This is a genomic window from Brachybacterium sp. SGAir0954 (assembly GCF_005490785.1).
Taxonomy (GTDB): Bacteria; Actinomycetota; Actinomycetes; order Actinomycetales; family Dermabacteraceae; genus Brachybacterium; species Brachybacterium rhamnosum.
In genome coordinates this window covers 1,003,026-1,024,551 of sequence record NZ_CP027295.1, presented here as the reverse complement: position 1 = coordinate 1,024,551, position 21,526 = coordinate 1,003,026, and the positions used below count along the sequence as shown (strand labels likewise).

At 73.8% G+C, this 21,526-nt stretch carries 20 protein-coding genes and 1 tRNA gene; 17 read left to right on the top strand and 4 right to left on the bottom strand.

Going from position 1 to position 21,526, the window contains the following annotated elements; all coding sequences use genetic code 11:
* The first annotated feature begins 74 nt into the window (after positions 1-74).
* The 8 genes from C1N80_RS04505 (at position 75) to C1N80_RS04470 (ending at position 7,980) form a co-directional block, all read left to right on the top strand.
* Complete coding sequence (locus C1N80_RS04505) at positions 75-1,724, top strand: sodium-dependent transporter (protein ID WP_137769685.1); 1,650 nt, start codon at positions 75-77, stop codon at positions 1,722-1,724.
* Between the two features lie 47 nt (positions 1,725-1,771).
* Positions 1,772-1,882 (top strand): methionine/alanine import family NSS transporter small subunit, encoded by a 111-nt coding sequence (locus C1N80_RS04500; RefSeq protein ID WP_137769684.1) that lies wholly within the window; start codon positions 1,772-1,774, stop codon positions 1,880-1,882.
* Positions 1,883-2,370: 488 nt separating this feature from the next.
* Entirely contained in the window at positions 2,371-3,222 is an 852-nt protein-coding gene (locus C1N80_RS04495) for an ABC transporter substrate-binding protein (protein ID WP_205750674.1), read from the top strand.
* Positions 3,219-4,127 carry an ABC transporter permease gene (locus C1N80_RS04490; RefSeq protein ID WP_137769683.1) on the top strand — a complete coding sequence of 303 codons (909 nt, stop codon included), beginning with the start codon at positions 3,219-3,221 and terminating at the stop codon, positions 4,125-4,127. Before C1N80_RS04495 ends, C1N80_RS04490 begins: the two co-directional genes overlap by 4 nt.
* On the top strand, positions 4,103-4,876 hold the full coding sequence (locus tag C1N80_RS04485; protein WP_137769682.1) for an ABC transporter ATP-binding protein: 774 nt from the start codon (positions 4,103-4,105) through the stop codon (positions 4,874-4,876). The genes C1N80_RS04490 and C1N80_RS04485 overlap by 25 nt, the downstream gene beginning before the upstream one ends.
* On the top strand, positions 4,873-6,294 hold the full coding sequence (locus C1N80_RS04480) for an LLM class flavin-dependent oxidoreductase (protein WP_137769681.1): 1,422 nt from the start codon (positions 4,873-4,875) through the stop codon (positions 6,292-6,294). The genes C1N80_RS04485 and C1N80_RS04480 overlap by 4 nt, the downstream gene beginning before the upstream one ends.
* A 5-nt stretch (positions 6,295-6,299) precedes the next feature.
* On the top strand, positions 6,300-7,433 hold the full coding sequence (locus C1N80_RS04475) for an LLM class flavin-dependent oxidoreductase (RefSeq protein ID WP_137769680.1): 1,134 nt from the start codon (positions 6,300-6,302) through the stop codon (positions 7,431-7,433).
* Positions 7,423-7,980, top strand: coding sequence for a flavin reductase family protein (locus tag C1N80_RS04470; protein ID WP_137769679.1), 558 nt, complete (start codon positions 7,423-7,425; stop codon positions 7,978-7,980). Before C1N80_RS04475 ends, C1N80_RS04470 begins: the two co-directional genes overlap by 11 nt.
* A gap of 37 nt (positions 7,981-8,017) precedes the next feature.
* Here C1N80_RS04470 and C1N80_RS04465 read toward each other — a convergent pair whose 3' ends face one another.
* Genes C1N80_RS04465 through C1N80_RS04450 form a run of 4 tightly spaced genes read right to left on the bottom strand, consistent with a single transcriptional unit; the run spans position 8,018 to position 13,354 of the window.
* A complete protein-coding gene (locus C1N80_RS04465) occupies positions 8,018-8,836 on the bottom strand; it encodes an energy-coupling factor transporter transmembrane protein EcfT (RefSeq protein ID WP_137769678.1) in 819 nt (272 codons plus the stop codon).
* Positions 8,836-10,620 (bottom strand): ABC transporter ATP-binding protein, encoded by a 1,785-nt coding sequence (locus tag C1N80_RS04460; protein WP_137769677.1) that lies wholly within the window; start codon positions 10,618-10,620, stop codon positions 8,836-8,838. The genes C1N80_RS04465 and C1N80_RS04460 overlap by 1 nt, the downstream gene beginning before the upstream one ends.
* Positions 10,621-10,655: 35 nt before the next feature.
* Entirely contained in the window at positions 10,656-11,582 is a 927-nt protein-coding gene (locus C1N80_RS04455; RefSeq protein ID WP_137769676.1) for a cell division protein FtsQ, read from the bottom strand.
* 47 nt (positions 11,583-11,629) lie between these two features.
* A complete protein-coding gene (locus tag C1N80_RS04450) occupies positions 11,630-13,354 on the bottom strand; it encodes an HAD family hydrolase (RefSeq protein WP_240811233.1) in 1,725 nt (574 codons plus the stop codon).
* A gap of 176 nt (positions 13,355-13,530) precedes the next feature.
* Here C1N80_RS04450 and C1N80_RS04445 point away from each other — a divergent pair, with 176 nt between their 5' ends.
* From C1N80_RS04445 to C1N80_RS04405, 9 genes are all read left to right on the top strand, one after another.
* The gene (locus C1N80_RS04445) at positions 13,531-14,532 is read left to right on the top strand and encodes a LacI family DNA-binding transcriptional regulator (RefSeq protein ID WP_137769674.1); all 1,002 of its coding nucleotides are present in this window, start codon (positions 13,531-13,533) and stop codon (positions 14,530-14,532) included.
* Positions 14,533-14,698: 166 nt separating this feature from the next.
* Entirely contained in the window at positions 14,699-15,253 is a 555-nt protein-coding gene (locus C1N80_RS04440; RefSeq protein WP_137769673.1) for a flavin reductase family protein, read from the top strand.
* A 111-nt stretch (positions 15,254-15,364) separates the two neighbouring features.
* A tRNA-Ser gene (locus C1N80_RS04435) sits at positions 15,365-15,449 on the top strand.
* Between the two features lie 256 nt (positions 15,450-15,705).
* Positions 15,706-16,974 (top strand): hypothetical protein, encoded by a 1,269-nt coding sequence (locus C1N80_RS04430; protein WP_137769672.1) that lies wholly within the window; start codon positions 15,706-15,708, stop codon positions 16,972-16,974.
* A gap of 208 nt (positions 16,975-17,182) precedes the next feature.
* The gene (locus tag C1N80_RS04425; protein ID WP_137769671.1) at positions 17,183-18,349 is read left to right on the top strand and encodes an LLM class flavin-dependent oxidoreductase; all 1,167 of its coding nucleotides are present in this window, start codon (positions 17,183-17,185) and stop codon (positions 18,347-18,349) included.
* Entirely contained in the window at positions 18,346-19,071 is a 726-nt protein-coding gene (locus C1N80_RS04420) for a CE1759 family FMN reductase (RefSeq protein ID WP_137769670.1), read from the top strand. The genes C1N80_RS04425 and C1N80_RS04420 overlap by 4 nt, the downstream gene beginning before the upstream one ends.
* Before the next feature lie 99 nt (positions 19,072-19,170).
* On the top strand, positions 19,171-19,617 hold the full coding sequence (locus tag C1N80_RS04415; RefSeq protein WP_137769669.1) for a YciI family protein: 447 nt from the start codon (positions 19,171-19,173) through the stop codon (positions 19,615-19,617).
* Positions 19,614-20,381: a sugar phosphate isomerase/epimerase gene (locus C1N80_RS04410; RefSeq protein WP_137769668.1), complete on the top strand. Its 768-nt coding sequence runs from the start codon at positions 19,614-19,616 to the stop codon at positions 20,379-20,381. The genes C1N80_RS04415 and C1N80_RS04410 overlap by 4 nt, the downstream gene beginning before the upstream one ends.
* A 64-nt stretch (positions 20,382-20,445) precedes the next feature.
* Positions 20,446-21,516, top strand: a complete 1,071-nt coding sequence (locus C1N80_RS04405; RefSeq protein WP_137769667.1) for a LacI family DNA-binding transcriptional regulator — start codon at positions 20,446-20,448, stop codon at positions 21,514-21,516.
* Positions 21,517-21,526 lie beyond the last annotated feature (10 nt).

Genomic DNA, 21,526 nt, shown 5'->3' with positions numbered 1-21,526 from the left:
CGCGAGAGCGGCGCCGCATCCCCGTCCCTGTTCCTCCTGCGCCCGCGGGCGCAGATCCTCCGGAGGCGATCTCCTTGAGCGCACACTCCCCCGCACCCGCCGAGGCCGGCGCCCGCCGCGCCGACCGCGGCGCCTTCTCGGGGCGCACCTCGTTCATCTTCGCGGCCATCGGCTCCGCCGTGGGCCTCGGCAACATCTGGCGCTTCCCCGCCGTGGCCTACGAGAACGGCGGCGGCGCGTTCATCCTGCCGTACCTCGTCGCCCTGCTCACGGCCGGCATCCCGCTGCTCTTCCTCGACTACGCGATCGGCCACCGCTGGCGCGGATCCGCCCCCGCGGCCTGGCGCCGGTTCCGCCGCTGGACCGAGTTCATCGGCTGGTGGCAGGTGCTCATCGCCCTGGTCATCGCGCTGTACTACGCGCTGATCCTCGCGTGGGCCACGAACTACATGATCTTCTCGCTGGACCAGCGCTGGGGCGATGACCCGAACGCCTTCTTCGGCCAGTACACGCAGGCCCTCTCCGGCACGGACGTGCACATCTCCTTCGACGTGGTGCCCGCGGTGCTGGTGTCGATGGTCGTCGTGTGGATCGCGACGATCGTCGTCATGGCGCTCGGCGTGCAGAAGGGCATCTCCGCGAGCTCGGTCGTGTTCATCCCGCTGCTCGTGATCATGTTCGTCATCCTCGTGATCCGGGCACTGTTCCTGCCCGGCGCGATCGACGGCCTCGAGGCGCTGTTCCGCCCGCACTGGGCCGCGCTGCTCTCCCCGGGCGTGTGGGTCGCCGCCTACGGCCAGATCTTCTTCTCGCTGTCCGTCGCCTTCGGCATCATGCTCACCTACTCCTCGTACCTCAAGAAGAAGACCGACCTCACCGGCTCCGGCCTCGTGGTGGGCTTCGCGAACTCGGGCTTCGAGATCCTGTGCGGCATCGGCGTGTTCTCCGCGCTCGGCTTCATGGCGCAGGCACAGGGCGTGCAGGTCTCCGAGGTGGTCTCCTCGGGGATCGGCCTCGCGTTCATCGCCTTCCCGACGATCATCTCCGAGGCGCCCGCCGGCGCCCTGATCGGCGTGCTGTTCTTCGGCTCGCTCGTGCTCGCCGGCTTCACCTCGCTGATCTCGATCGTCGAGGTCGTCATCGCCGCGATCCAGGACAAGTTCGGGCTCTCCCGCATCTCCTCCACGCTGTGGGTGTGCGTGCCGCTCGCGGTGGTCTCCACGGCCCTGTTCTCCACGACCATGGGCATGCCCCTGCTGGACGTGCTGGACAAGTGGGCCAACGAGTACGGCATCGTCGCGGCGGCACTGGTCTCCACCATCGTGGTCACCTACGTGGTGCGCGGCCTGCCCACCCTGCGCGACCACCTCAACCATCGGGGCACCTTCCCGATCGGCCGCTGGTGGCTCGTGTGCGTGGGCCTGATCGCACCGGTCGTCCTGGGCGTCTCGCTGGTCTCCTCGACGATCGACCTGATCACCTCGCCCACCACCTACTCGGGGTACCCGGGCTGGTTCATCGTGGTGTTCGGCTGGCTGATGGCGCTCGCGCTGCTCGTGGCGGGCATCGCCCTGTCGCTGCTGCCATGGCCCGCGACCTCGAACCTGTTCAAGGACGACTCCGACGGCGACCCGATCGCCCCGGAGGTCGTGGCCGGGCAGGGCCTCGAGACCCGGGCCGACGCCACCACCCCGCACGAGCTGCGCTCCGCGGCCCGTCGCTGATCGTCCCGCTCCGCCCGCTCTCGCCGCTCCGACCGAAGGAGGACCCCGTGTCCGCATCCGCCGTCGTCATGATGATCGTCGCGATCGTCACCGTCTGGGGCGGCCTCGTCGCCGCCGTGATCAACATCGTGCGCCACCCCGAGGCGACCGAGGACTGACCCTCGGCGGCGACCGGTTCCGGCGCCGCCGCCCCACGGAGGACGTGAGGAGCACCTGCCCTGTGCATGACAGGGCGCGTGCTCCTCACGTCCTTCTCGTGTGTCAGGACCGCGCACGGGCCGACCAGGCCGTATGAACCCCGTGGGGCCTTCTGCCGTCACAGACGTGACGCCACCCCACCCACCCCCTAGGGTTCCTTATGTCGCCCAAAAGCCTGACCATTGTCCGGGCGGCCCGTCCCCGAGGAACCCGATGAGCAGACGACACCCGTCCCCCGCCGGCCCACCGCTCCACCCGACCCGCCGCCACGCCCTCGCGCTCGGCGGGGTGATGCTGTCCCTCGCCGGCTGTGCCTCCTCCAGCTCGGACGCCGCCGGGTACTCCACCTCCGCGCCGATCCCCACCGGCGCACCGTCGGCCGACACCGTGCTGCGCATCGCCGGCCGCACCACCCAGCTGCAGCTCGAGGCCGCCGGGGATGCGATCGATGGCCCCGCCTTCACGATCGGCGAGTGGGTCAACGGGGGGGGCCGGCCCGGACGTCATCCAGGCGTTCCGCGCCCAGTCCCTCGACCTCGCCTCCAACGCGATCATCCCGCCGATCACGGCGCGCGAGATCGGCTTCGAGGCCCAGATCGTCGCCGTGCTCGAGCGGCCAGACCCCTCCTACGTGTTCGCCACCGCCACCGGCAGCGGCATCGCCGAGGTCGCCGACTTCACCGGGAGGCGCATCGCCTTCTCCCAGGGCCAGTCCCAGGGCGACACCGTGCTGCGCACCCTGCAGGAGGCCGGGATCGCCTACGCCGACGTGGAGCTCGTGGACCTCCCGAGCACGCAGTTCCTCACCGCCCTCCAGGGCGGGCAGGTGGACGTGGCCCCGCTCAGCGAGCCCCAGGTCACCAAGTACATCGACCAGTACGGGGCCGACGGCGCGATCGCGCTGCCCTCCGAGGTCCCCGATCTCCTCACCGTTCTGTGGGCGCCCACCACCGTGCTCGCCGACGAGGCGAACGTGCTCGCGATCCGCGACTACGTACGGGTCTGGGCGCAGAGCCAGGTGTGGGCCTGGGAGCACGCGGAGGACTGGAAGCAGTTCTACTACGTCGACACCGAGGGCGTGACCGCCGAGGACGCCGAGCGGATCTGGTCCCGGATCGGCGCCCCGCGCTTCCCGCGCAGCTGGGATATCGCCGTGGAGTGGGCCCGCTCCTCCCAGCAGCTGCTGATCGACGGCGGGTTCATCACGGGTGACTTCGACGCGGAGGACCTCTTCGATCGTCGCTTCGAGGACGTCGCGGTCCAGGCCGTCGGCGCCGACTACGTGGAGGACGCGTCATGACCGGCACGCTGATCCCCGCCCTCGCCCGCGGGCGCGCCGCCGCGCCGGCGGTCGCGGGCCCCGACCGGGTGGCGGAGGCCTCCGCCCCCGCGGCGCTCGAGGCCCCGCGCATCTCCCCGCAGTCCCGCCGGCGACGGCTCGGCCGCGGCCGCCTGTTCCCCGGCGCGCGGCTCGCCGGCCCGCTGCTCGTGCTGCTCGTGTGGCAGGTCGCCGCGAGCGCCGGGCTGCTCGACCCGCGCCTGCTCACGGGGCCCGACGTCGTCGCGGTCAGCGGCTGGGGGCTGCTGCAGGACGGCACCCTCGCCACCCACGTCGGCGCCTCCCTGGGCCGGGCGGTGCTGGGGCTCGCGCTGGGCACCGTCGCGGGCGTGGTGCTCGCCGTCGTCGCGGGCCTGACCCGCGTCGGCGAGTCCCTCGTGGACGGCACCCTGCAGGTCAAGCGCGCCATCCCGAACCTCGCCCTGATCCCGCTGCTGATCCTCTGGCTCGGCATCGGCGAGGAGTTCAAGGTGACGATCGTCGCGCTGGGCGTGCTCATCCCGATCTACATCAACACCTACAGCGCCCTGACCGGCATCGACACCAAGCACATCGAGCTCGCGGAGTCGTTGGGCCTGACCCGCTGGCAGTACGTGCGCTCGGTGCTGCTGCCCGGTGCGCTGCCCGGCTTCTTCGTGGGCTTCCGCCTCGCGGTCGTCGGCTCCTGGATGGCGCTGATCGTCGTCGAGACCATCAACGCCACCTCCGGGATCGGCTACATGATGTCGCAGGCCCAGCTGTACGCGCAGTCCGACATCATCCTCGTGGGGCTCGTGGTCTACGGGATCTTCGGCTTCACCTCCGACGCCCTGGTGCGTCTGCTCGAGAGGAGGGTCCTCTCATGGCGACGCACCCTCGCGAGCTGACCGCGCCCCCCGCCGTGCTGCGCACCACCGCCCTGCGCCGCTCCTTCGGCGAGCGCCACGTGCTCGACGGCGTGAACCTCGAGATCGGCCGCGGCGAGTTCGTCGCGCTGATCGGGCGCAGCGGCTCGGGGAAGTCGACCCTGCTGCGCGCCGTCGCCGGGCTCGACGACACCGTCGACGGCTCCGGGGAGGTGCTCGTCCCCGAGCGGGTCTCCCTCGTGTTCCAGGACTCCCGGCTGCTGCCGTGGCTGCGGCTGCTGGACAACGTGGTGCTGGGCCAGTCCGGCGCCGCCGCCCGGGAGCGCGGCCGGGCGATGCTCGCGGAGGTGGGGCTCGCCGGCCGCGAGCGCGCCTGGCCCCATGAGCTCTCCGGCGGCGAGCAGCAGCGCGCGGCCCTCGCCCGCTCCCTCGTGGGCGAGCCGCAGCTGCTGCTGGCCGACGAGCCCTTCGGGGCCCTCGACGCGCTCACCCGGATCCGGATGCACGCGCTCCTGCGCGCCCTGCTGCGTACCCACGGACCGGCCGTGCTGCTGGTCACCCACGACGTCGACGAGGCCGTGCTGCTCGCCGACCGGGTGCTCGTCATCGAGGACGGCGCGTTCTCGCTGGACCTGCGGATCGACCTGCCCGCCGAGCGCACCGCGGAGCATCCCGACGTGTCCCGGTACCGGGCGAGGCTGCTCGCCGCCCTCGGCATCGGCGCCCCCGTCACCTCCCCCGCCTCCCTCTCCGGAAGGACCTCGTCATGACCGCCTCACCCCGCCGACCCCGTTCGACCGGTTCACCCCGCCGGCTCCACCTCAACGCCTTCCTCATGACCGGCGGCCACCACGAGGCCGCCTGGCGGCTCCCGGGGGCGGATCCCCGCGCCGGAACCGACGTGGACCACTTCATCGACCTCGCCCGCACCGCCGAGCGCGGCACCTTCGACGCGATCTTCTTCGCCGACTCCCCGGTGCTCGGCGGGGAGGTGGGGCGCCGGCCCTCCGGCGGTCTCGAGCCGCTCACCCTGCTCAGCGCGATCGCCGTCGCGACCGAGCGGATCGGGCTCATCGCCACCGCCTCGACCAGCTACAACAGCCCCTACAACCTCGCCCGGCGCTTCGCCTCCCTCGACCACATCAGCCACGGCCGGGTGGGGTGGAACATCGTCACCACCGCGACCCTCGACGCGGCGCGCAACTTCGGTCTCGAGGAGCTGCCCGCGCACGAGGACCGCTACCGGCGCGCCGAGGAGTTCCTCGACGTGGTGCGCTCGCTCTGGTCCGGCTGGGAGGCCGACGCCGTGCTCGCGGACCAGGAGGCCGCCGTCTGGGGCGACGCCGCGAAGGTGCACGCCACGGACCACGTCGGGACCTACTACCGGGTCGCGGGCCCGCTGAACGTGCAGCGCAGCCCGCAGGTGCATCCGGTGCTCGTGCAGGCCGGCTCCTCCGAGGCGGGCCGCGACCTCGCCGCCCGCACCGCCGAGGCGGTGTTCACCGCCCACCAGCGGCTCGAGGACGCCGTCGACTTCGCCGCCGATGTGCGCCGCCGGGCGGTCGCCCACGGGCGGGACCCCGAGGGGGTGAAGATCCTGCCGGGGCTGGTGCCGGTGATCGGCGCGACCGAGGCGGAGGCGCGGGAGAAGGAGCGGGAGCTCGACGACCTGGTCCACCCCCGCTACGCCCTCACGCAGCTCACCCGCACCCTGCGCCTGCCCGAGGGGTCGCTCGGCCTGGACGACCGTCTCCCGGAGGACCTGCCGACCGAGGATCAGATCGAGGGCGCGAAGTCCCGCTACACCCTGATCGTCGACCTCGCCCGCCGCGAGGAGCTCACGGTGCGCGAGCTGATCGGCCGCCTCGCCGGCGGCCGTGGCCACCGCACCCTCGCCGGCACCCCGGAGCAGATCGCGGACGCCCTGCAGTCCTGGTTCGAGGCCGGCGCGGCCGACGGCTTCAACATCATGCCCGCCGTGCTCCCCTCGGGCCTGACCGAGTTCGTGGACCAGGTGGTGCCGATCCTGCGGGAGCGTGGCCTGTTCCGCACCGAGTACGAGGCCACCACCCTGCGCGGGCATTACGGCCTGGGACTGCCCGCGGAGCCCGAGCGCCGCGCCGCCCCGTCCGCCGCGCCCGCCGCACCTGGGTTCGGACGCCCGCTCGCCGAGGCCGGGACGCGGTGACGGCGATGTCCGAGGAGACCTACCTCTGGTACGTGCCCAACCAGATCGACCCGGGCCACCGCGGGGACGAGGTGCGCGAGGACCACGACAGCCTCGACACCCTCACGGAGCACGCCCTCGCCGTGGAGCGGGCGGGGTTCGGCGGCGCCCTGATCGGCACCGGCTGGCACCGTCCCGACACGCTCACGGTGGCGACCGCCCTCGCGGCCCGCACCCGGACGTTCCGCCCGCTCGCCGCCGTGCGCCCCGGCTACTGGGACCCCGCGCACCTCGCGGCGTCGGCCGCGACGCTCGACCATCTCTCCGAGGGGCGGGCGCTGCTGAACATCGTCTCCGGCACGGACTCCGTCGCCGAGTACGGCGACCCCGTGACCGCCCGGGCGGACCGCTACGCCCGCACCGAGGAGTTCCTGCAGGTGCTGCGCCGCCTGTGGACCGAGCCGTCCGTCACCCACCACGGCCGCTTCTACTCCCTGGACGGGGCGCGGCTGTCGCGGCGGCCCGTCGTCCGCGGCGAGCGCACCCACCCGACCCTGTACTTCGGCGGGGCCTCCGCCGAGGCCGAGCGGGTCGCCGCCGCGCAGGCCGACGTGCAGCTGTTCTGGGGCGAGCCCTACGACGCGATCTCCGCGCGGATCGAGCGGCTGCGGGCGCTCGGCGAGGAGGTGGGCCGCGAGCACGCCCCGCTCGAGTTCGGGCTGCGGATCACGGTGCTCGCACGCGACACCGCCGAGGAGGCCTGGCAGGAGGCGCGCCGCCGTGTGCGCGGGATGGAGGCCGCCGCGACGGTCGACGGCCACGACGGCGGCGGGACCGATGCCCTGTCCCAGGAGGCGTCGGTGGGCCAGTCCCGCCTCCACGCCCTCGGCGCCGGCGAGGACGTGCTCGACGACAACCTCTTCACCGCCCCGTCCCGGGTGGGCGGCCGCGGCGCCGCGACCACCTGGCTCGTCGGCTCGCACCAGGAGATCGCCGCGGCCCTGACCACCTACCGCTCCCGGGGGATCACCCACTTCATCCTCTCGGACACCCCGTACCTGCAGGAGGTCGCGCGCCTCGGCGAGCACCTGCTGCCGCTCCTGCCCGGGCGCTCCACCGCCACCACCACCGCATCGAGGAGGACCCTCCATGTCGCCTGAGACCACCACCATCACCACCGCACCGACCACGGCCCCCGCCGCCCGTCGGCCGACGGACGCCGACGGGCTCCTGGACCGCGAGACCTTCGCGGCCCTGTTCCGCCGGCACCCCGCGGGGGTCGCCGTCATCACCCTCACCGACGGGATCCGCCCGATCGGGTTCACCGCCACCTCGGTGATCTCCGTGTCCGCGCAGCCCGCGGTGCTCGCCTTCTCCATCAACGACACCTCCTCCGCGTGGCCCGCGCTGTCCCGCTCGGCGACGGTCACGGTGAACCTGCTCGCCGCGGACCAGCGGCAGCTCTCGACCGTCTTCGCGACCTCCGGCATCGACCGCTTCGCCCAGGTGGACTGGCACCAGCTGCCCACCGGGGAGCCGGTGCTCTACGGCACCGCCGGCTGGATCAGCGGCCGGATCCTGGAGCGGGTCCCCGCGGGCGGCAGCCACGTCGTGATCGTCGCCGCAGACAGGGCGCAGCTGTCCCACGAGGAGCCGCTGGTGTACCGCAACCGCACGTACCACCATCTCCTCGAGTACGAGATCTGAGGGAGCCGGGCGCCGGTCCCCGCCTGCCGGCTCGGGCTCAGAGGGGCAGCAGCGCCCCGAGCCGGTAGGCGGCGAGCACCGCCACGACGCTCACCACGAGCACCACCCAGTCGAGGCCTGCGGTGCGCAGGGAGGCCAGGCGCAGGCGCCGGCCCACAGGGTTCGCGGCGGCGTAGGTGAAGCCGCGGGTCTCGAGGGCCTCGACCGTGGTGCGCACGTTCTTCGCCGTGTTGAGCATGATCGGGTAGAACGCGGTGACCGCGAGCGTGCACCACTGCAGGATCACGCGCCATCCCAGCAGGCCCGGTCGCTCCACGGGGGCGTGGCGCAGGCGCTGCCCCTCGAAGACCGTCACGTACTCGTCCACGAGGATCGGCAGCATGCGGTAGCCGTAGGAGACGCCGAAGGCGAGCAGCTCCGGGGCGCGGAACCACAGCAGCGCGTCGGAGAGCTTCTCCGGGTCCAGGGACACGAACGCCGCCATCGAGGCCATGGACACGGCGCCGAGCTTGAGGTTCAGCTCCGCGAGCGCCACGAGGGTGCCCAGGTCGCCGCCGAACAGGAACGAGGCGGCGAACAGCCCCACGACGTTGCCCAGCAGACCGATGAGGAACAGGCCCAGCACGAGCGGGCCCACCCGGGCGAGGGCCACGGAGACCGCGCCGAGCGCGAACAGCAGGGCGAGCACCCCGGTGGAGTGGGTGAACCAGGGGGCGAGCGCCATGAGCAGGTACCAGGCGAGGACCACGCGCGGGTCCATGCGGGAGAAGAGGCCGCCGCGGGTGGAGTAGGCGGTGCGCAGCAGCTCCAGGCGCACCCATTCCACGCTGAGGACGTCGTGGGTCGTGCGGGCCATCAGTGCTCCTGGGTGGGGTCGGGGCCGACGGTGCGCAGGTGCTCGCGCAGCGCCGTCGCGGTGAGCGGCAGCGGGTCCAGGCCCAGCTCGAGGGCGATCCGGGCGGCCTGCGGCGGGGTGAGGCGAGCGCGGCCGGTGATCTCGCGCCGGGCGAACAGCGCCTGCGGGGCGGCGTCGGCGAGCACGCGCCCCTGGTCCAGGACGATCACGCGGGTCGCCCAGGCGGCGACGAGGTCCATGTCGTGGGTCGCGACGACGGCGCAGCGCACGGTCTCCGCGAGCGCGGCGAGCATGGCGGTGACGTCGTCGCGGGAGCGGATGTCGAGGCTCGAGGTGGGCTCGTCGAGCAGCAGCAGGCGGGGCCGCATGGCGAGGCCGATGCCGAGGGTCGAGCGGCGCTGCTGCCCGCCGGAGAGGGTGCGGCCGTCCCGCCCGGCGAGCTCGGTGAGCCCCACCTCGGTGAGGATGCGGTCCACGATCGCCTCGGCGTCGGGCACCTTGCGACCGCGCGGGAAGAGCGCGACGTCCTCGCGCACGGTGTCCTTGAGGAACATGCGCTGGGGGTGCTGGTCGAGGTAGGAGACGTGGTCCGCGAGGAGGGAGGCGGAGCGGGTGCGGGTGTCGATGCCGTCCACGGCGACGGTGCCGGCGCGGGGCACGATCAGCCCGGTCAGCAGGCGCATGAGCGTGGACTTGCCGGCGCCGTTGGTGCCCACGAGCGCGACCCGCTCCCCCGCGCGGAGCTCGAGGGAGAGGTCGTCGAGGACGGTCGAGAGGGAGCCGTCCACGCCCCGGTAGCCGTGGCTGACCCCGCGCAGGGACGCGACAACCTCTGCGGGGGCGGGCTCGGGAGCCGGGCCCGGGACGGGGGCCGACGGGCCGCTCCGCTCGGCCGCGGGCCGGAGGTGCTCGCGCAGCACGGTGACCGCGGAGGGGACGTCGAGGGCGACCCGCTCCGCGCCGACGGCCGCGGTGAGCGCGACCGCATCGGGGGCGGGGATGCCGTGGGCGCGGAGGTCGCCGTGGCGGTCCATCGCCTCCTGCACGGGGAGGTGCCAGACGGGGGCGCCGTCGGCCATGAGCACCACCGAGCGGGCGAAATCGGCGACGAACTCGGCGTGGTGCTCGATGGTGACGACGGTGATGCCGTGGCGCGTGTTCAGCTCCCGCAGGCGCAGGTAGATCTCGCGGGCGCGGGCGGGGTCGAGCTCCGCGACGGGCTCGTCGACGACGATCACCTCGGGGCGCAGGGCGAGCACCGCGGCGAGCGCGACGAGGTGGGCCTGACCGCCGGAGAGCTGCCAGACGAAGCGGTCCGCGAGGTGGGCGATGCCGAGCGCCGCGAGGGCCTCCTCGGTGCGCTCGCGGTGGTCGGCGTGGCCGAAGTTCAGGGGCCCGAAGGCGACCTCCTCCCGCACGGTGGGGCGCACGAGCTGGTTCTGGAAGTCCTGGTAGACGTAGCCGACGCGGCTCGAGAGCTCCGCGACGGAGGAGTCCCAGGTGTCCACGCCGTCCACGTGCACGACGCCGGCGAAGTCGCCGTTCCAGTAGTGCGGGACGAGGCCGTTGAAGGTCTTGCACAGGGTGGTCTTGGCGGAGCCGTTGCCCCCGACCACCGCGACGAAGTCGCCGCGCTCGATCGTGAGATCGACGTTGCGCAGGGCGTCGCGGTCCGTGCCGGGATACCGGAAGGACAGGTCCTTCACGACGATCGCGGGCGGCGCGGCGTCGGCCGATGGGGCGGCGGGGGCCGGCACGGCGAGGGTCGGGGGCAGGGCGGTCATGGCGCTCCGGGGTCGATGGCGAGGGGTCGAGCGCATCAGGAGCCGGCGGTCTCGGCGGCCCGGCGCGAGAGCCGGAACAGGAGCACGGCGACGGTGAGCACCACGGCGATCGCGGCGACGGCGACGAGCAGGAAGCCGCTGCCGAAGCGGTCGATGAAGTCCGGCTCGAAGGCCCCGGCGGAGATGTCGAAGGCCTCGAGGAAGGCGAAGCCGAAGCTCGCGACGCTCAGCAGCAGCGCGCCGCCCACGAAGAGCGGGGTGCGCGGGGCGGCGCCGGGGATCGGCTCCCCGGGGACGCGGGGGCGCATGCCCATGAGCGGCTCGATCTTCCCGTGCAGGGCGGGGATCAGCCACATGGCGGGGATCGCGCCGAGCAGCACGCCGCTCATGATCACGTCCACGCCGAGGCCGATCGTCTCGAGGGCGAGCATCGACTGCGGCAGGCCCTCGACGAGCTCGGCGTCCTCGACGCCGATCCACACCTTGGAGAGGTCCACGACGGCGGAGAGCACCTTGTCCACGAGCACCAGCACGACCGAGGCGATCGCGATCTGCACGCGGGAGCGGGGGTTGCGCACGAGGGAGCCGGCGATGAACACGGCGAGGAACATCTGCAGGAAGCCCTCGACCTCGGCGAGGCCGGAGAAGTCGCCCATGAGCAGGTCGGTGAAGACGATCTCGCCGAGCGGCGCACCGAGCGCCGCCCAGAACGGGGAGAACAGGGCGGCGACCGTGAGCGGCACGAACACCATGTAGGAGACGGAGACGTCGACAGGGCCGATGGAGGGGTCCGGGATGATCTCGAGGATGATGTTCGAGAGCCCGAACAGCGACATCGAGAGCACGAAGATCATGAGCTTCTGCGAGGTGGACAGCTCGGTGCGGCGGATGCCGTCGATGGTGCCGCGGAGGGCGCCGCGGCGCTCGTCCTCGGCGGGACGCGGGGGGACCTGGGTGGACATGGGGTGCTCCTCGGGGGTGGGGCGGACCGGATGCGGGGAGGGGAAGCTCAGGGGGCGGTGGCGGTGGTGAGGGCGAGGCGCGCGGCGAGCACGTCGATCACCTGCGCCGGGGAGTCGAGGACGTGGTCGGCGTGGCCGACGGCGAGGGCCCGGGCGAGGGCGGGCTCCTCGTCCTTCCCGCCGCGCAGCAGGCACACGGCGCCGATGCCGGCCTCGGTGCCGCCGCGGCCGTCGTTGACGGCCTTGTCCCCCACGTAGACGACGTCGGCGGGGAGGGTCTCGAGGCCGGCGAGCGCGGCCTCGAAGATCGCGCGGCCGGGCTTGCGCACGCCGACCTCGTCCGAGTACGCGGCGGGGCCGATCATCGCGGCGACCCCGTGGCGCTCGAGGATCTCCCGCACGCCGCGGCCGGAGATCGTGTTCGAGACGATGCCGACGACGATCCCGTGGTCGCGTGCCCAGGTGATGAGCTCGAGGGCGCCGGGGCGCAGGGCGGGCTCGGACTTCGCGCGGTGCAGCGCGAGGGAGAGCTCCGCGGCCTCGAGCCGCAGCGCGGGGCGGAGGGCCGCGGGGAGGTCCTGGCCCACGAGGTCGCCCCAGAGCTCGGCGGCGGGGATCTCGGTGTGGGTGCCGTCGCCTCCTGCGTCCCGCTCGTGCTTGCGGGCCCGGTGGCGGTCCCAGCCGGCCTCGACGGCGGCCGTCGCCTCGGACGGCTCGAGCGGCACGCCCACCTGCGCGGCGAGGGCGGCGATCCGCTCCCCCATCCGGGTGAAGCGGTCGGGGGCGGGGGTGGAGAGGGTGATGACGCCGCCGTGGTCGAGCAGCAGCGCGGGCCGGCCCGGCGACGGGGCGAGGGCGGACGGGGCGCCGGCCGACGGGGCGGCGGAGGCGGAGGGCGCGACGGAGGCGGAGCCGCCGTCGGCCGCGTCGCGCAGCGCCCGCAGCATCGGCGCGAGCAGCTCCTCGGGGCTGTCGAGCTCGAGGTCCGGGCGGTCCGTGACGGCGAAGGGCGGGTGGTCGGTGCGGTGGTCGCGCGTGATGACGAGGGCGCCGATCCCGGCGCGGCGGCCCGCCGCGACGTCGCGGTCGTAGGTGTCCCCCACGTACCAGGCCTGCTCGGGCCGCACGCCGAGGGCCTCGGCGGCGAGGAGGAGCATGCCCGGGTGCGGCTTGCGGATGCCGACCTCGTCGGAGTAGATCTGCACCGCGAACGCGTCCGCGAGACCGGCCTCGGCGAGGATCGCCCGGTGGGCGCGGCCGGAGTGGGCGTTGGAGACGATCGCGAGGCGCACGCCGTGCTCGCGCGCGGCCTCGAGCAGGGCGGGGATGCCGGGGCGCACGTGGTGGTCCGCGACGATCGGCGCCATGGCCTCGAGCAGCTCCCCCGCCTCGAGGGCGAGTCCGTGGCGGAGCGCGTCGGGGAGATCCGCGAGCAGCATCTCGGCGACGATCTCGCGGGCGGTGAGCTCCCGCGGCTCGGGGCGGCGGGAGGAGGCGTTCTTCCACAGCGAGAGCGCGGTGCGCCCCGCCCGCAGCGAGGCCTCGACCTCGCCCTGCTCCGCCGGGAGGCCCATCGCCTGGGCACGCCGGACCACCTCGGCGGCGAGCTCGCGCGCCCAGCCGGCCCGCGGGGCCGTCGTCACGACCACGCCGCCGAAGTCGAGCAGCAGGGCGCGGGGCGCGGGCAGGGCGGTCGCGGGATCGGCGGCGGCGAGCGCGGCGGCGTCCGTCGGGTCGGCGTCGGTCGCGGCGGGTCGGGTCGTAGTGGACACGGGGCTCCTCGGGGCGGGGCCGAGGGGCGGGTCCCCGATCGGCATGCCCGACGCTACGGAGGCCTCGCGGTCCCATCGTGAACAGCGGATGAACCGTCGCCCACCGTTCGGCCAGGAGATCTGAAACTCTTCAGACCCGGCTCTGACCTGGGCTCCCGCGGGTGTGGGATCGGGGCATGACCCATGGTCCCCACTCCTCCCGGCCCACGCTCGCGCAGGTCGCCCGGGCCGCGGGCGTCTCCCCCGGCTCCGCGTCGATGGCGCTCAACGACCGCCCCGGCGTCTCCCGGGGGACGCGGCTGCGGGTGCTCGAGGCGGCGCGGCACCTGGGCTATCGCCGGCGCGGGCGGGGCAGCGGGCTGATCGGCGTGCTCCCCACGGACCTCGGGAACCCGTACCACACGGACGTCATCGCGGGCATCGAGGGTCAGGCCGATGCGCTGGGCCTCGGTGTCGTCATCGCGCACGGGCGGCGGGACCCCGAGCACCTCGAGGCGCAGCTGCAGCGCCTGCTGGACCTCGGCGTGGACGGCATCGTCGCGGTGACCACGTGGCTGCGGCCGTCGGCCCTCGACCGGGCCGTGCAGGTGGTCCCCGTGACGGTGATCGGGCGGATGCAGGACGCGGTGCCCGGCACGGACGCGGTGCGCACGCACGACGAGGCCGGTGCGGCGCTCGCGGTGCGCCACCTCGTCGAGCTCGGGCACCGCCGCCTCGCGCACGTGACCCTCTCCTCGCGCCCGGGACCGGCGGGCCGCCGCACCGGCTTCCTCGCCGAGACGGAGCGGCGGGGGCTGAGGGGCACGGCGACGGTGATCGGCCCGGACCGTGCGGAGGACGGCATCACCACGCTGCTGCGCTCCGTGCGCCGCGGCGACGCGGACGCCCCCACCGCGGTGTTCACCGCGAACGACATGGCCGCGGTCTCCGTGCTGCACCGCGCGGCGGACCTCGGGGTGGAGGTCCCCGGACGCCTGAGCGTCGTGGGCTACGACGGCTCCGCGGTCGCGCTCACCGTGCGCCCGCACCTCACGAGCGTCCACCAGCCGCGCGGCGAGATGGGGCGGCTCGCCGCACGGATGCTGCGGGAGCGCTTCGAGGGCCGCAGCCACGACACCTCGAGCGTCGTGGACCCCGTGCTGCACGTGCGGGCGTCGACCGGTCCGGTGCACGCCTGAGCGGAGGGCCCCAGGACGCATGTGGTCATCTGGCGTCACGAACATGACGGCGGCGCGGCGCCGCTCCTACTGTCGACGGAACGCCCCCTGTCGACGGGTCCCGTGTCGACCCCTGCATCTCGCGTCCGCACGGCACCCGATTCCACGGAGCACCCGAGGAGAACCGATGACCACCGCGCCCCATCCGTCCGAGCCGGACCGCGACGTCGCCCATCCCGCCGAGGCCGCGTCGCTGGACGGCGCCCTGGACCGGGAGAGCTTCGGCGCCCTGTTCCGCCGTCACCCGGCGGGCGTCGCCGTCGTCACCCTGCTGGACGACGGCGTGCCCGTCGGCTTCACCGCGACCTCCGTCATCTCGGTCTCCGCGCAGCCGGCGGTGCTCGCCTTCTCGATCAACGACACGTCCTCCTCGTGGCCCGCGGTCTCCCGGGCGGAGTCGGTGACGATCAACCTGCTCGCGGCGGACCAGCGTCAGGTCTCCACCGTGTTCGCGACCTCCGGCGTGGACCGCTTCGCCCAGGCGGACTGGCAGCAGCTGCCCACCGGGGAGCCCGTGCTGCGCGGCACCTCCGGCTGGATCAGCGGGCACGTGCTGCAGCGCGTCCCGGCGGGCGGCAGCCACCTGGTGCTCGTCGCCGCGGATCGCGCGCAGGTGTTCGACGCGGAGCCGCTCGTGTACCGCAACCGCGCCTACCACCAGCTGATCGAGTATGAGATCTGAGCGCGGGGCGGCGCGAGCGGCGGCCGACGGCGGCGCGGATGTGACCTGCGCCCGCCCGGTTCGCCCCCGCCCCGGGCTTCGGGTACGCTGATGCCTGCTCTTACGAGCACTGGAGGATTCGCCTAGCGGCCTATGGCGCACGCCTGGAACGCGTGTTGGGTGCAAGCCCTCGGGGGTTCAAATCCCCCATCCTCCGCCGAATGATCGCCCTGGACCCGCACTGCGGATCCGGGGCGATCTGCATGTCCGCCCCGCCTGCGCACATGCGCGGCGATGGTCCGATTCCGTTCCGGATCGGTGCTTGCGAGGGAACGGAATCGGACCATCGCCCGCGGGGGGCACCACGTCCCCGGGTCACCATCCGGTCTCCATCTGCGCGGCGACGGTGACCTGCGCGACAGGCCCGGATATCCTTCCGCGAACGCCGGAATCGACGAATCACGGGGGCAAGGATGTCGCAGTCGGGCTGGGGCGGCCAAGGGCCGTCCTCTCAGGACGGATCGTCGCAGCAGGGCTGGGGCCAGAACCCGCAGGGCCAGCAGGGCTGGTCCCAGCAGCCGGGCCAGCAGCCCGGCCAGCAGGGCGGGTGGGGTCCCGCGCCGCAGCAGCCGTCCCCGCAGCAGCCACCGACATGGGGGCAGCCGTCCCCGGGCGGGGCGCCGCAGGGCGGCCCGTACGGCGGCTCCCCCGCCTACGGTGCGCCGCAGCCGCCCACGCCGCCGCGCAAGAAGTGGCCGCTGATCCTCGTGGCGATCGGCTGCGTGCTCGCGCTGTTCCTCGGGATCGGCATCATCACCGCGACCGTGCTGCTGAACCGCAGCGGCGGGGGCGACGATCCCACGGCCGCTCCGACCACCTCCGGGAGCCCCACGGAGGAGCCCACCACGGAGGCGACGACGGAGGCCCCCACGGTCTCCGGATCCTCCGAGGGCGCCGCCTTCGAGCCGGCCGATCCCTACGGCGAGTCGCTCAAGACCCCGGACGAGATCTGGTCGATCCTCGAGGACAACCCGATGACCTCCGGCACCGTGAGCACGATCGGCAGCTGTGAGCTGCCGGGCACGCCGAAGGAGCCCTCCGACGAGCAGCTGCAGGCCACGCTCGACGCCGCGGGCGGCTGCCTGAGCTCGGTGTGGTCCACGGCGAGCTCGGACCGCGAGCTCCCGTGGTCGAACCGCTCGCTCGTGGTCTACAAGCACCCGGACGTCCCCTCGAGCGCCGTTTGCGAGCCGGACACCTTCGACGCGGAGACCCCGCGCGTGTGCAACATCGACGGGACGATCTACTGGCCCTCCGGCTCCGGCATCGCCCACGAGATGGGCGCCTCGGGCGCGGTGGGTGACGAGGCGGAGCTCTCCACCGCCTACCTGTGGGACCTCTCCTACAGCTACGTGAACGCGGGCTGGTGGGACAGCACGATCGGCATCTACTACAGCCAGATGTCCCAGGGCCTCGAGGACGATCCCGACCGCCAGGCGGAGGCGAAGCGCCGCTACGCCTCGCAGAACATCTGCGTGGCGAGCCTGATGTCGATGCGCGTCCCGACCGCCGCGCAGCCCAGCGAGACGGTGCGCGGCATCCTCTCCGACCCGAAGACCTGGCAGGACGGCCCCGCGGTCACCGCGGAGACCCACGCCCGCTGGATCAAGAAGGGCCTCGAGGCCGACGGCGACCTGGCCGCGTGCAACGCCTGGAAGGCCCCGCTCGACGAGGTCGCCTGAGCTCGATCCGCAGGGGTGCCCCGGCCTCGTCCGCGAGGTCCCGGGCACCCCTGCGGGCGACCGGCGCCACAGGGGCTTGCGCACACCCTCAAAGTAGTTTAATTTCGAACTATCAGTCGGAGGGGCGCCGCCCACGGCACCGCAGACCCGCGGCACCGCGGCACGGCCCTCCCGCCGACGGCACACGACGAGTCGTCAGGAGCGCATCATGCAGTTCGGAATCTTCACCATCGCCGACATCACCCCGGACCCCACCACCGGGCGCGTCCCCACCGAGCACGAGCGGCTCGCGCTCATGGTCGAGGAGGCGACCCTCGCCGAGCAGGTGGGCCTGGACGTCTTCGCCCTCGGCGAGCACCACAACCCGCCCTTCGTGACCTCCTCCCCCACCACGACGCTCGCGTACATCGGCGCGAAGACCCGCGAGATCATCCTCTCCACCGCGACCACGCTGATCACCACCAACGACCCGGTGAAGATCGCCGAGGACTACGCGATGCTCCAGCACCTCACGGACGGGCGCGTGGACCTCGTCATGGGCCGCGGCAACACCGGCCCGGTCTACCCCTGGTTCGGCCAGGACATCCGCAAGGGCATCGAGCTCGCCGTGGAGAACTACGAGCTGCTGCACCGCCTGTGGCGCGAGGACGTCGTGAACTGGGAGGGTCAGTTCCGCACCCCGCTGCAGCAGTTCACCTCGACACCGCGCCCGCTCGACGGCGTCGCCCCCTTCGTGTGGCACGGCTCGATCCGCTCCCCGCAGATCGCCGAGCAGGCCGCGTACTACGGCGACGGCTTCTTCCACAACAACATCTTCTGGCCCATCACCCACACGAAGCAGATGGTCCAGCTCTACCGCGAGCGCTTCGAGCACTACGGCCACGGCACCGCCGACCAGGCGATCGTGGGCCTCGGCGGCCAGGCGTTCATGCGGAAGAACTCGCAGGACGCGATCACCGAGTTCCGCCCCTACTTCGACAACGCCCCCGTCTACGGCGGCGGCCCCTCGATGGAGGACTTCACGCGGCAGACCCCGCTCGTCGTCGGCTCCCCGGAGCAGGTGATCGAGCGCTACCTGACCATGGCGGACCACGTGGGCGACTACCAGCGCCAGCTGTTCCTGCTCGACCACGCGGGCCTGCCGCGGAAGACCGTCCTCGAGCAGATCGAGCTGCTGGGCACCGAGGTGGTGCCCGTGCTGCGCAAGGAGCTCGACGCCCGCCGCCCCGCGACCGTGCCCGACGCCCCCACCCACGCCTCGCTCGTCGCGGCGGCGGAGGCCGAGCGCGGTGCGTTCGACGCGACCTACAAGTTCGAGACCGGCGACAACTGGACCGGCCTGCGCGCCGAGGACGCGAAGGAGGGACGTCGATGACCACCCCGACCAGCACCGCTCCTGACTCCACCGTCGAGCCGCTGCGGCTCGTGGTGCTCTCCGCCGGGCTCTCCACGCCCAGCTCGACCCGCATGCTCGCGGACGAGCTCACCCGCGCCGTCACCGCGGAGGCCGGCCATCGCCCCGTCTCCACCGTCGTCGTGGAGCTGCGCGAGCACGCCCACGAGATCACCGACCTGATGCTCACCCGCTTCCCCGGGAAGCGGCTGTCCCCGGTGATCGACGCGGTGCGCCGGGCGGACGCCGTCATCGCCGTGACCCCGGTGTTCAACATCGGCCCGTCGGGCCTGTTCAAGATGTTCGTCGACGCCGTCGACAAGGAGATCTGGAACGGCCGGCCCGTGCTGCTCGGCGCGACCGCCGGCACCGCCCGCCACTCCCTCGCGATCGACTACGCCCTGCGCCCGATGTTCGCCTCCCTCAAGGCGGAGCTCGCGCCGACGGCCGTGTTCGCGGCCTCCGCGGACTTCGGCGCGGACACCGAGGGCCAGGGCGACGAGCAGCCGCTCGCCGCGCGGATCCGCCGCGCCGCCCGGGAGCTGCTGCTGCTGGTCGCGGGGACCTCCGGGGCCGACGGCGGTGACGCGGCCGACGCCGCCGGGACCCCCGCGGGCCCCGCCGCCCCCGCGCGCACCGTCGCGGTGGGCCTGGACGACGAGTTCGCTGACTTCGTGCCGATGGGCTCGCTGCTGGGGCGCTGATCCGCTGACGGCGACGGGCGCACCGCCTACGCTGGGCGCGGGACCCGCGGGGTCCCGCGCCCGGGGCCGTCCCGGGGCCCGCTCCAGGAGGAGATCCCCATGAAGTACATGCTGATCATGCGCGCGACCGATGCCGCCCTCGCCGCCTCCCAGGAGGTCGACTTCGAGGAGGTCGTCAACGCGATGGGCGCCTTCAACGAGGCGCTCCACGACGCGGGCGTGCTCACCGCCGGCGAGGGCCTCACCGACGCCGCCGCCCCGGAGAACTTCGTCCTGGACTTCGACCAGGACCCGCCGGCCGTCTCCACCGCGCCCTACGGTCCCACCGAGGCGCTCTTCAACGGCTTCTGGATCCTCACGGTCGCCTCGCGCGACGAGGCGCTGCAGTGGGCGAGCCGCTGCCCGCTCGGGAAGGGCATGAAGCTCGAGGTGCGCCGCATCCACGGCGACGAGGAGATCGCCTCGCTCGTCTCCGAGGACAACGAGTACGTCGCCAAGGAGAAGGTCTGGCGCGCCGAGCAGGCGCAGCGCGACGAGGCCCGATGATCCGCCCCGGCCTGTGCTCGGTGACGCTGCGCGCACTCGAGCCCCCCGCCGTCGTCGAGCTCGCCGCCGCGGCGGGCCTCGAGGCGATCGAATGGGGCGGTGACGTGCACGTCCCGCCCGGGGACGCGGAGCACGCCGCGCAGGTGCGCGCCCTCACGGAGGGGGCGGGCCTCGCGGTCGCCTCCTACGGCTCCTACCTGCGCTGCGAGGGCCCCGCCGCGGCCGCCGAGCAGGAGACCCGGGCGGTGCTCGACGCCGCCGCCGCCCTCGGCGCCTCGCGGGTGCGGGTGTGGGCCGGGACGGCGGGCTCCGCCGACGCCACCCCGGACGCCCGCGCGGACGTGGCGCGGAACCTGCGCCGGGCCTGCGAGCTCGCCGCCGCGCAGGGCATCGGCCTGGGCCTCGAGTTCCACGGCGGGACGCTCACCGACGAGGTCGGCTCGACCCTGCGCCTGCTGGAGGAGGTCGCCCACCCCGCGCTCACCACCTACTGGCAGCCCCACCAGGACATGCCGCGCGAGGAGGCGCTCGCGACGCTGCGCGCGGTGCTCCCCCGCACCTCGAGCATCCACGTCTTCTCCTGGTGGCCGGGCGCGCAGCGGCTCGCGCTGTCCGCGCGGTCGGACCTGTGGCGCGAGGCCTTCGCCACGCTCGCCGCGCACGGCGGGGACCACGACGCGCTGCTCGAGTTCGTGCCCGGGGACGATCCGGCGCTGCTGGCTCGCGAGGCGGGGACCCTGCGCGAGCTGCTCGCCGTATCCTGAGGCTCCCGGGACAGCGGTTGCCGTCCCGCGACCCGCGCCTGTCCCCGACCCCCGAGGAGCTCCCATGCCGGCGATCCGGCTCAGCGACGTCGCCGCGGATGCGGGCGTCTCCCTCGCGACCGCCTCCCGCGTGCTCAACGGCTCCTCCCGGGTGCCCGGCAAGGACGTCGCCGAGAAGGTGAAGGCCTCCGCCGCGAAGCTCGGCTACGTGCCGAACGCCCAGGCGCAGGCCCTCGCCCGCTCCCGCTCGGGGCTCATCGGCCTCGTCGTCCACGACATCGCGGACCCCTACTTCGCCGCGATCGCACGCGCCGTGCAGCAGCAGATCTTCGCCTCGGACTCGCAGGTGCTGCTCACGCAGACCGACCGCGACCACGAGACCGAGGTGCGGGCGCTGCGCTCGCTCATCGCCCAGCAGGTCGACGCCCTCGTGCTCGTGGGTTCGCACCGCTACGGCGGCGACGCGGACGCCGCGATCTCGACCCTGCTCGAGGGCTTCAGCCGCAACGGCGGCACCGTCGTGGGCCTCGGCCAGTCCCTCGGCGTGGGCCGCACGATCGTCCCGGACAACGCGGAGGCCGCGGAGGAGCTCGCGACCTCGCTCGTCGTCGAGGGCCACCGTCGCTTCGCGGTCGTCGAGGGCATCGCGGGGATCCCCTCCGCCGGGGACCGCACCGGCGGCTTCGTGCGCGGCCTGACCCGCGCGGGCATCGAGCCGGAGCTCACCCTGCGCGCCGAGCTCACCCGCAGCGGCGGGCACGACGCCGCCGCCCGGGTCGCGGACCATCTCGCCGCGGCGCCGTCGTCCTCGTCGGCCCCGTCGGACCCGCTGCCGCTGTGCCTCTTCGCCCCGGCGGACGTCATGGCCCTCGGCGCGCTCGGCGAGCTGCGCCGCCGCGGGCTCGACGTCCCCGGTCAGGTGGCCGTCGCCGGGTTCGGCGGCGTGCCCGACGCGGCCGACGTCGCCCCCACCCTCTCGACGATCGCGCTGCCGCTGGACGACATGGCCCGCACGGCCGTGGACTGGGTCCTCGCGCGCGGCGACGCGGGGCAGGAGGCACCCGCCGCGGCGGAGGTCCACGTGAGCGGCGAGGTGCTGCTGCGCGAGTCCACGCAGCTGACCGCCGCCTCCTGAGGGCGGCCTC

Coding starts and splice junctions, on each gene's coding strand:
- C1N80_RS04495 (WP_205750674.1), top strand. CDS start 2,371: ATGGCCCCGCCTTCACGATCGGCGAGTGGGTCAACGGGGGGGGCCGGC.
- C1N80_RS04490 (WP_137769683.1), top strand. CDS start 3,219: ATGACCGGCACGCTGATCCCCGCCCTCGCCCGCGGGCGCGCCGCCGCG.
- C1N80_RS04485 (WP_137769682.1), top strand. CDS start 4,103: ATGGCGACGCACCCTCGCGAGCTGACCGCGCCCCCCGCCGTGCTGCGC.
- C1N80_RS04480 (WP_137769681.1), top strand. CDS start 4,873: ATGACCGCCTCACCCCGCCGACCCCGTTCGACCGGTTCACCCCGCCGG.
- C1N80_RS04475 (WP_137769680.1), top strand. CDS start 6,300: ATGTCCGAGGAGACCTACCTCTGGTACGTGCCCAACCAGATCGACCCG.
- C1N80_RS04470 (WP_137769679.1), top strand. CDS start 7,423: ATGTCGCCTGAGACCACCACCATCACCACCGCACCGACCACGGCCCCC.
- C1N80_RS04465 (WP_137769678.1), bottom strand. CDS start 8,836: ATGGCCCGCACGACCCACGACGTCCTCAGCGTGGAATGGGTGCGCCTG.
- C1N80_RS04460 (WP_137769677.1), bottom strand. CDS start 10,620: ATGACCGCCCTGCCCCCGACCCTCGCCGTGCCGGCCCCCGCCGCCCCA.
- C1N80_RS04455 (WP_137769676.1), bottom strand. CDS start 11,582: ATGTCCACCCAGGTCCCCCCGCGTCCCGCCGAGGACGAGCGCCGCGGC.
- C1N80_RS04445 (WP_137769674.1), top strand. CDS start 13,531: ATGACCCATGGTCCCCACTCCTCCCGGCCCACGCTCGCGCAGGTCGCC.
- C1N80_RS04440 (WP_137769673.1), top strand. CDS start 14,699: ATGACCACCGCGCCCCATCCGTCCGAGCCGGACCGCGACGTCGCCCAT.
- C1N80_RS04430 (WP_137769672.1), top strand. CDS start 15,706: ATGTCGCAGTCGGGCTGGGGCGGCCAAGGGCCGTCCTCTCAGGACGGA.
- C1N80_RS04425 (WP_137769671.1), top strand. CDS start 17,183: ATGCAGTTCGGAATCTTCACCATCGCCGACATCACCCCGGACCCCACC.
- C1N80_RS04420 (WP_137769670.1), top strand. CDS start 18,346: ATGACCACCCCGACCAGCACCGCTCCTGACTCCACCGTCGAGCCGCTG.
- C1N80_RS04415 (WP_137769669.1), top strand. CDS start 19,171: ATGAAGTACATGCTGATCATGCGCGCGACCGATGCCGCCCTCGCCGCC.
- C1N80_RS04410 (WP_137769668.1), top strand. CDS start 19,614: ATGATCCGCCCCGGCCTGTGCTCGGTGACGCTGCGCGCACTCGAGCCC.
- C1N80_RS04405 (WP_137769667.1), top strand. CDS start 20,446: ATGCCGGCGATCCGGCTCAGCGACGTCGCCGCGGATGCGGGCGTCTCC.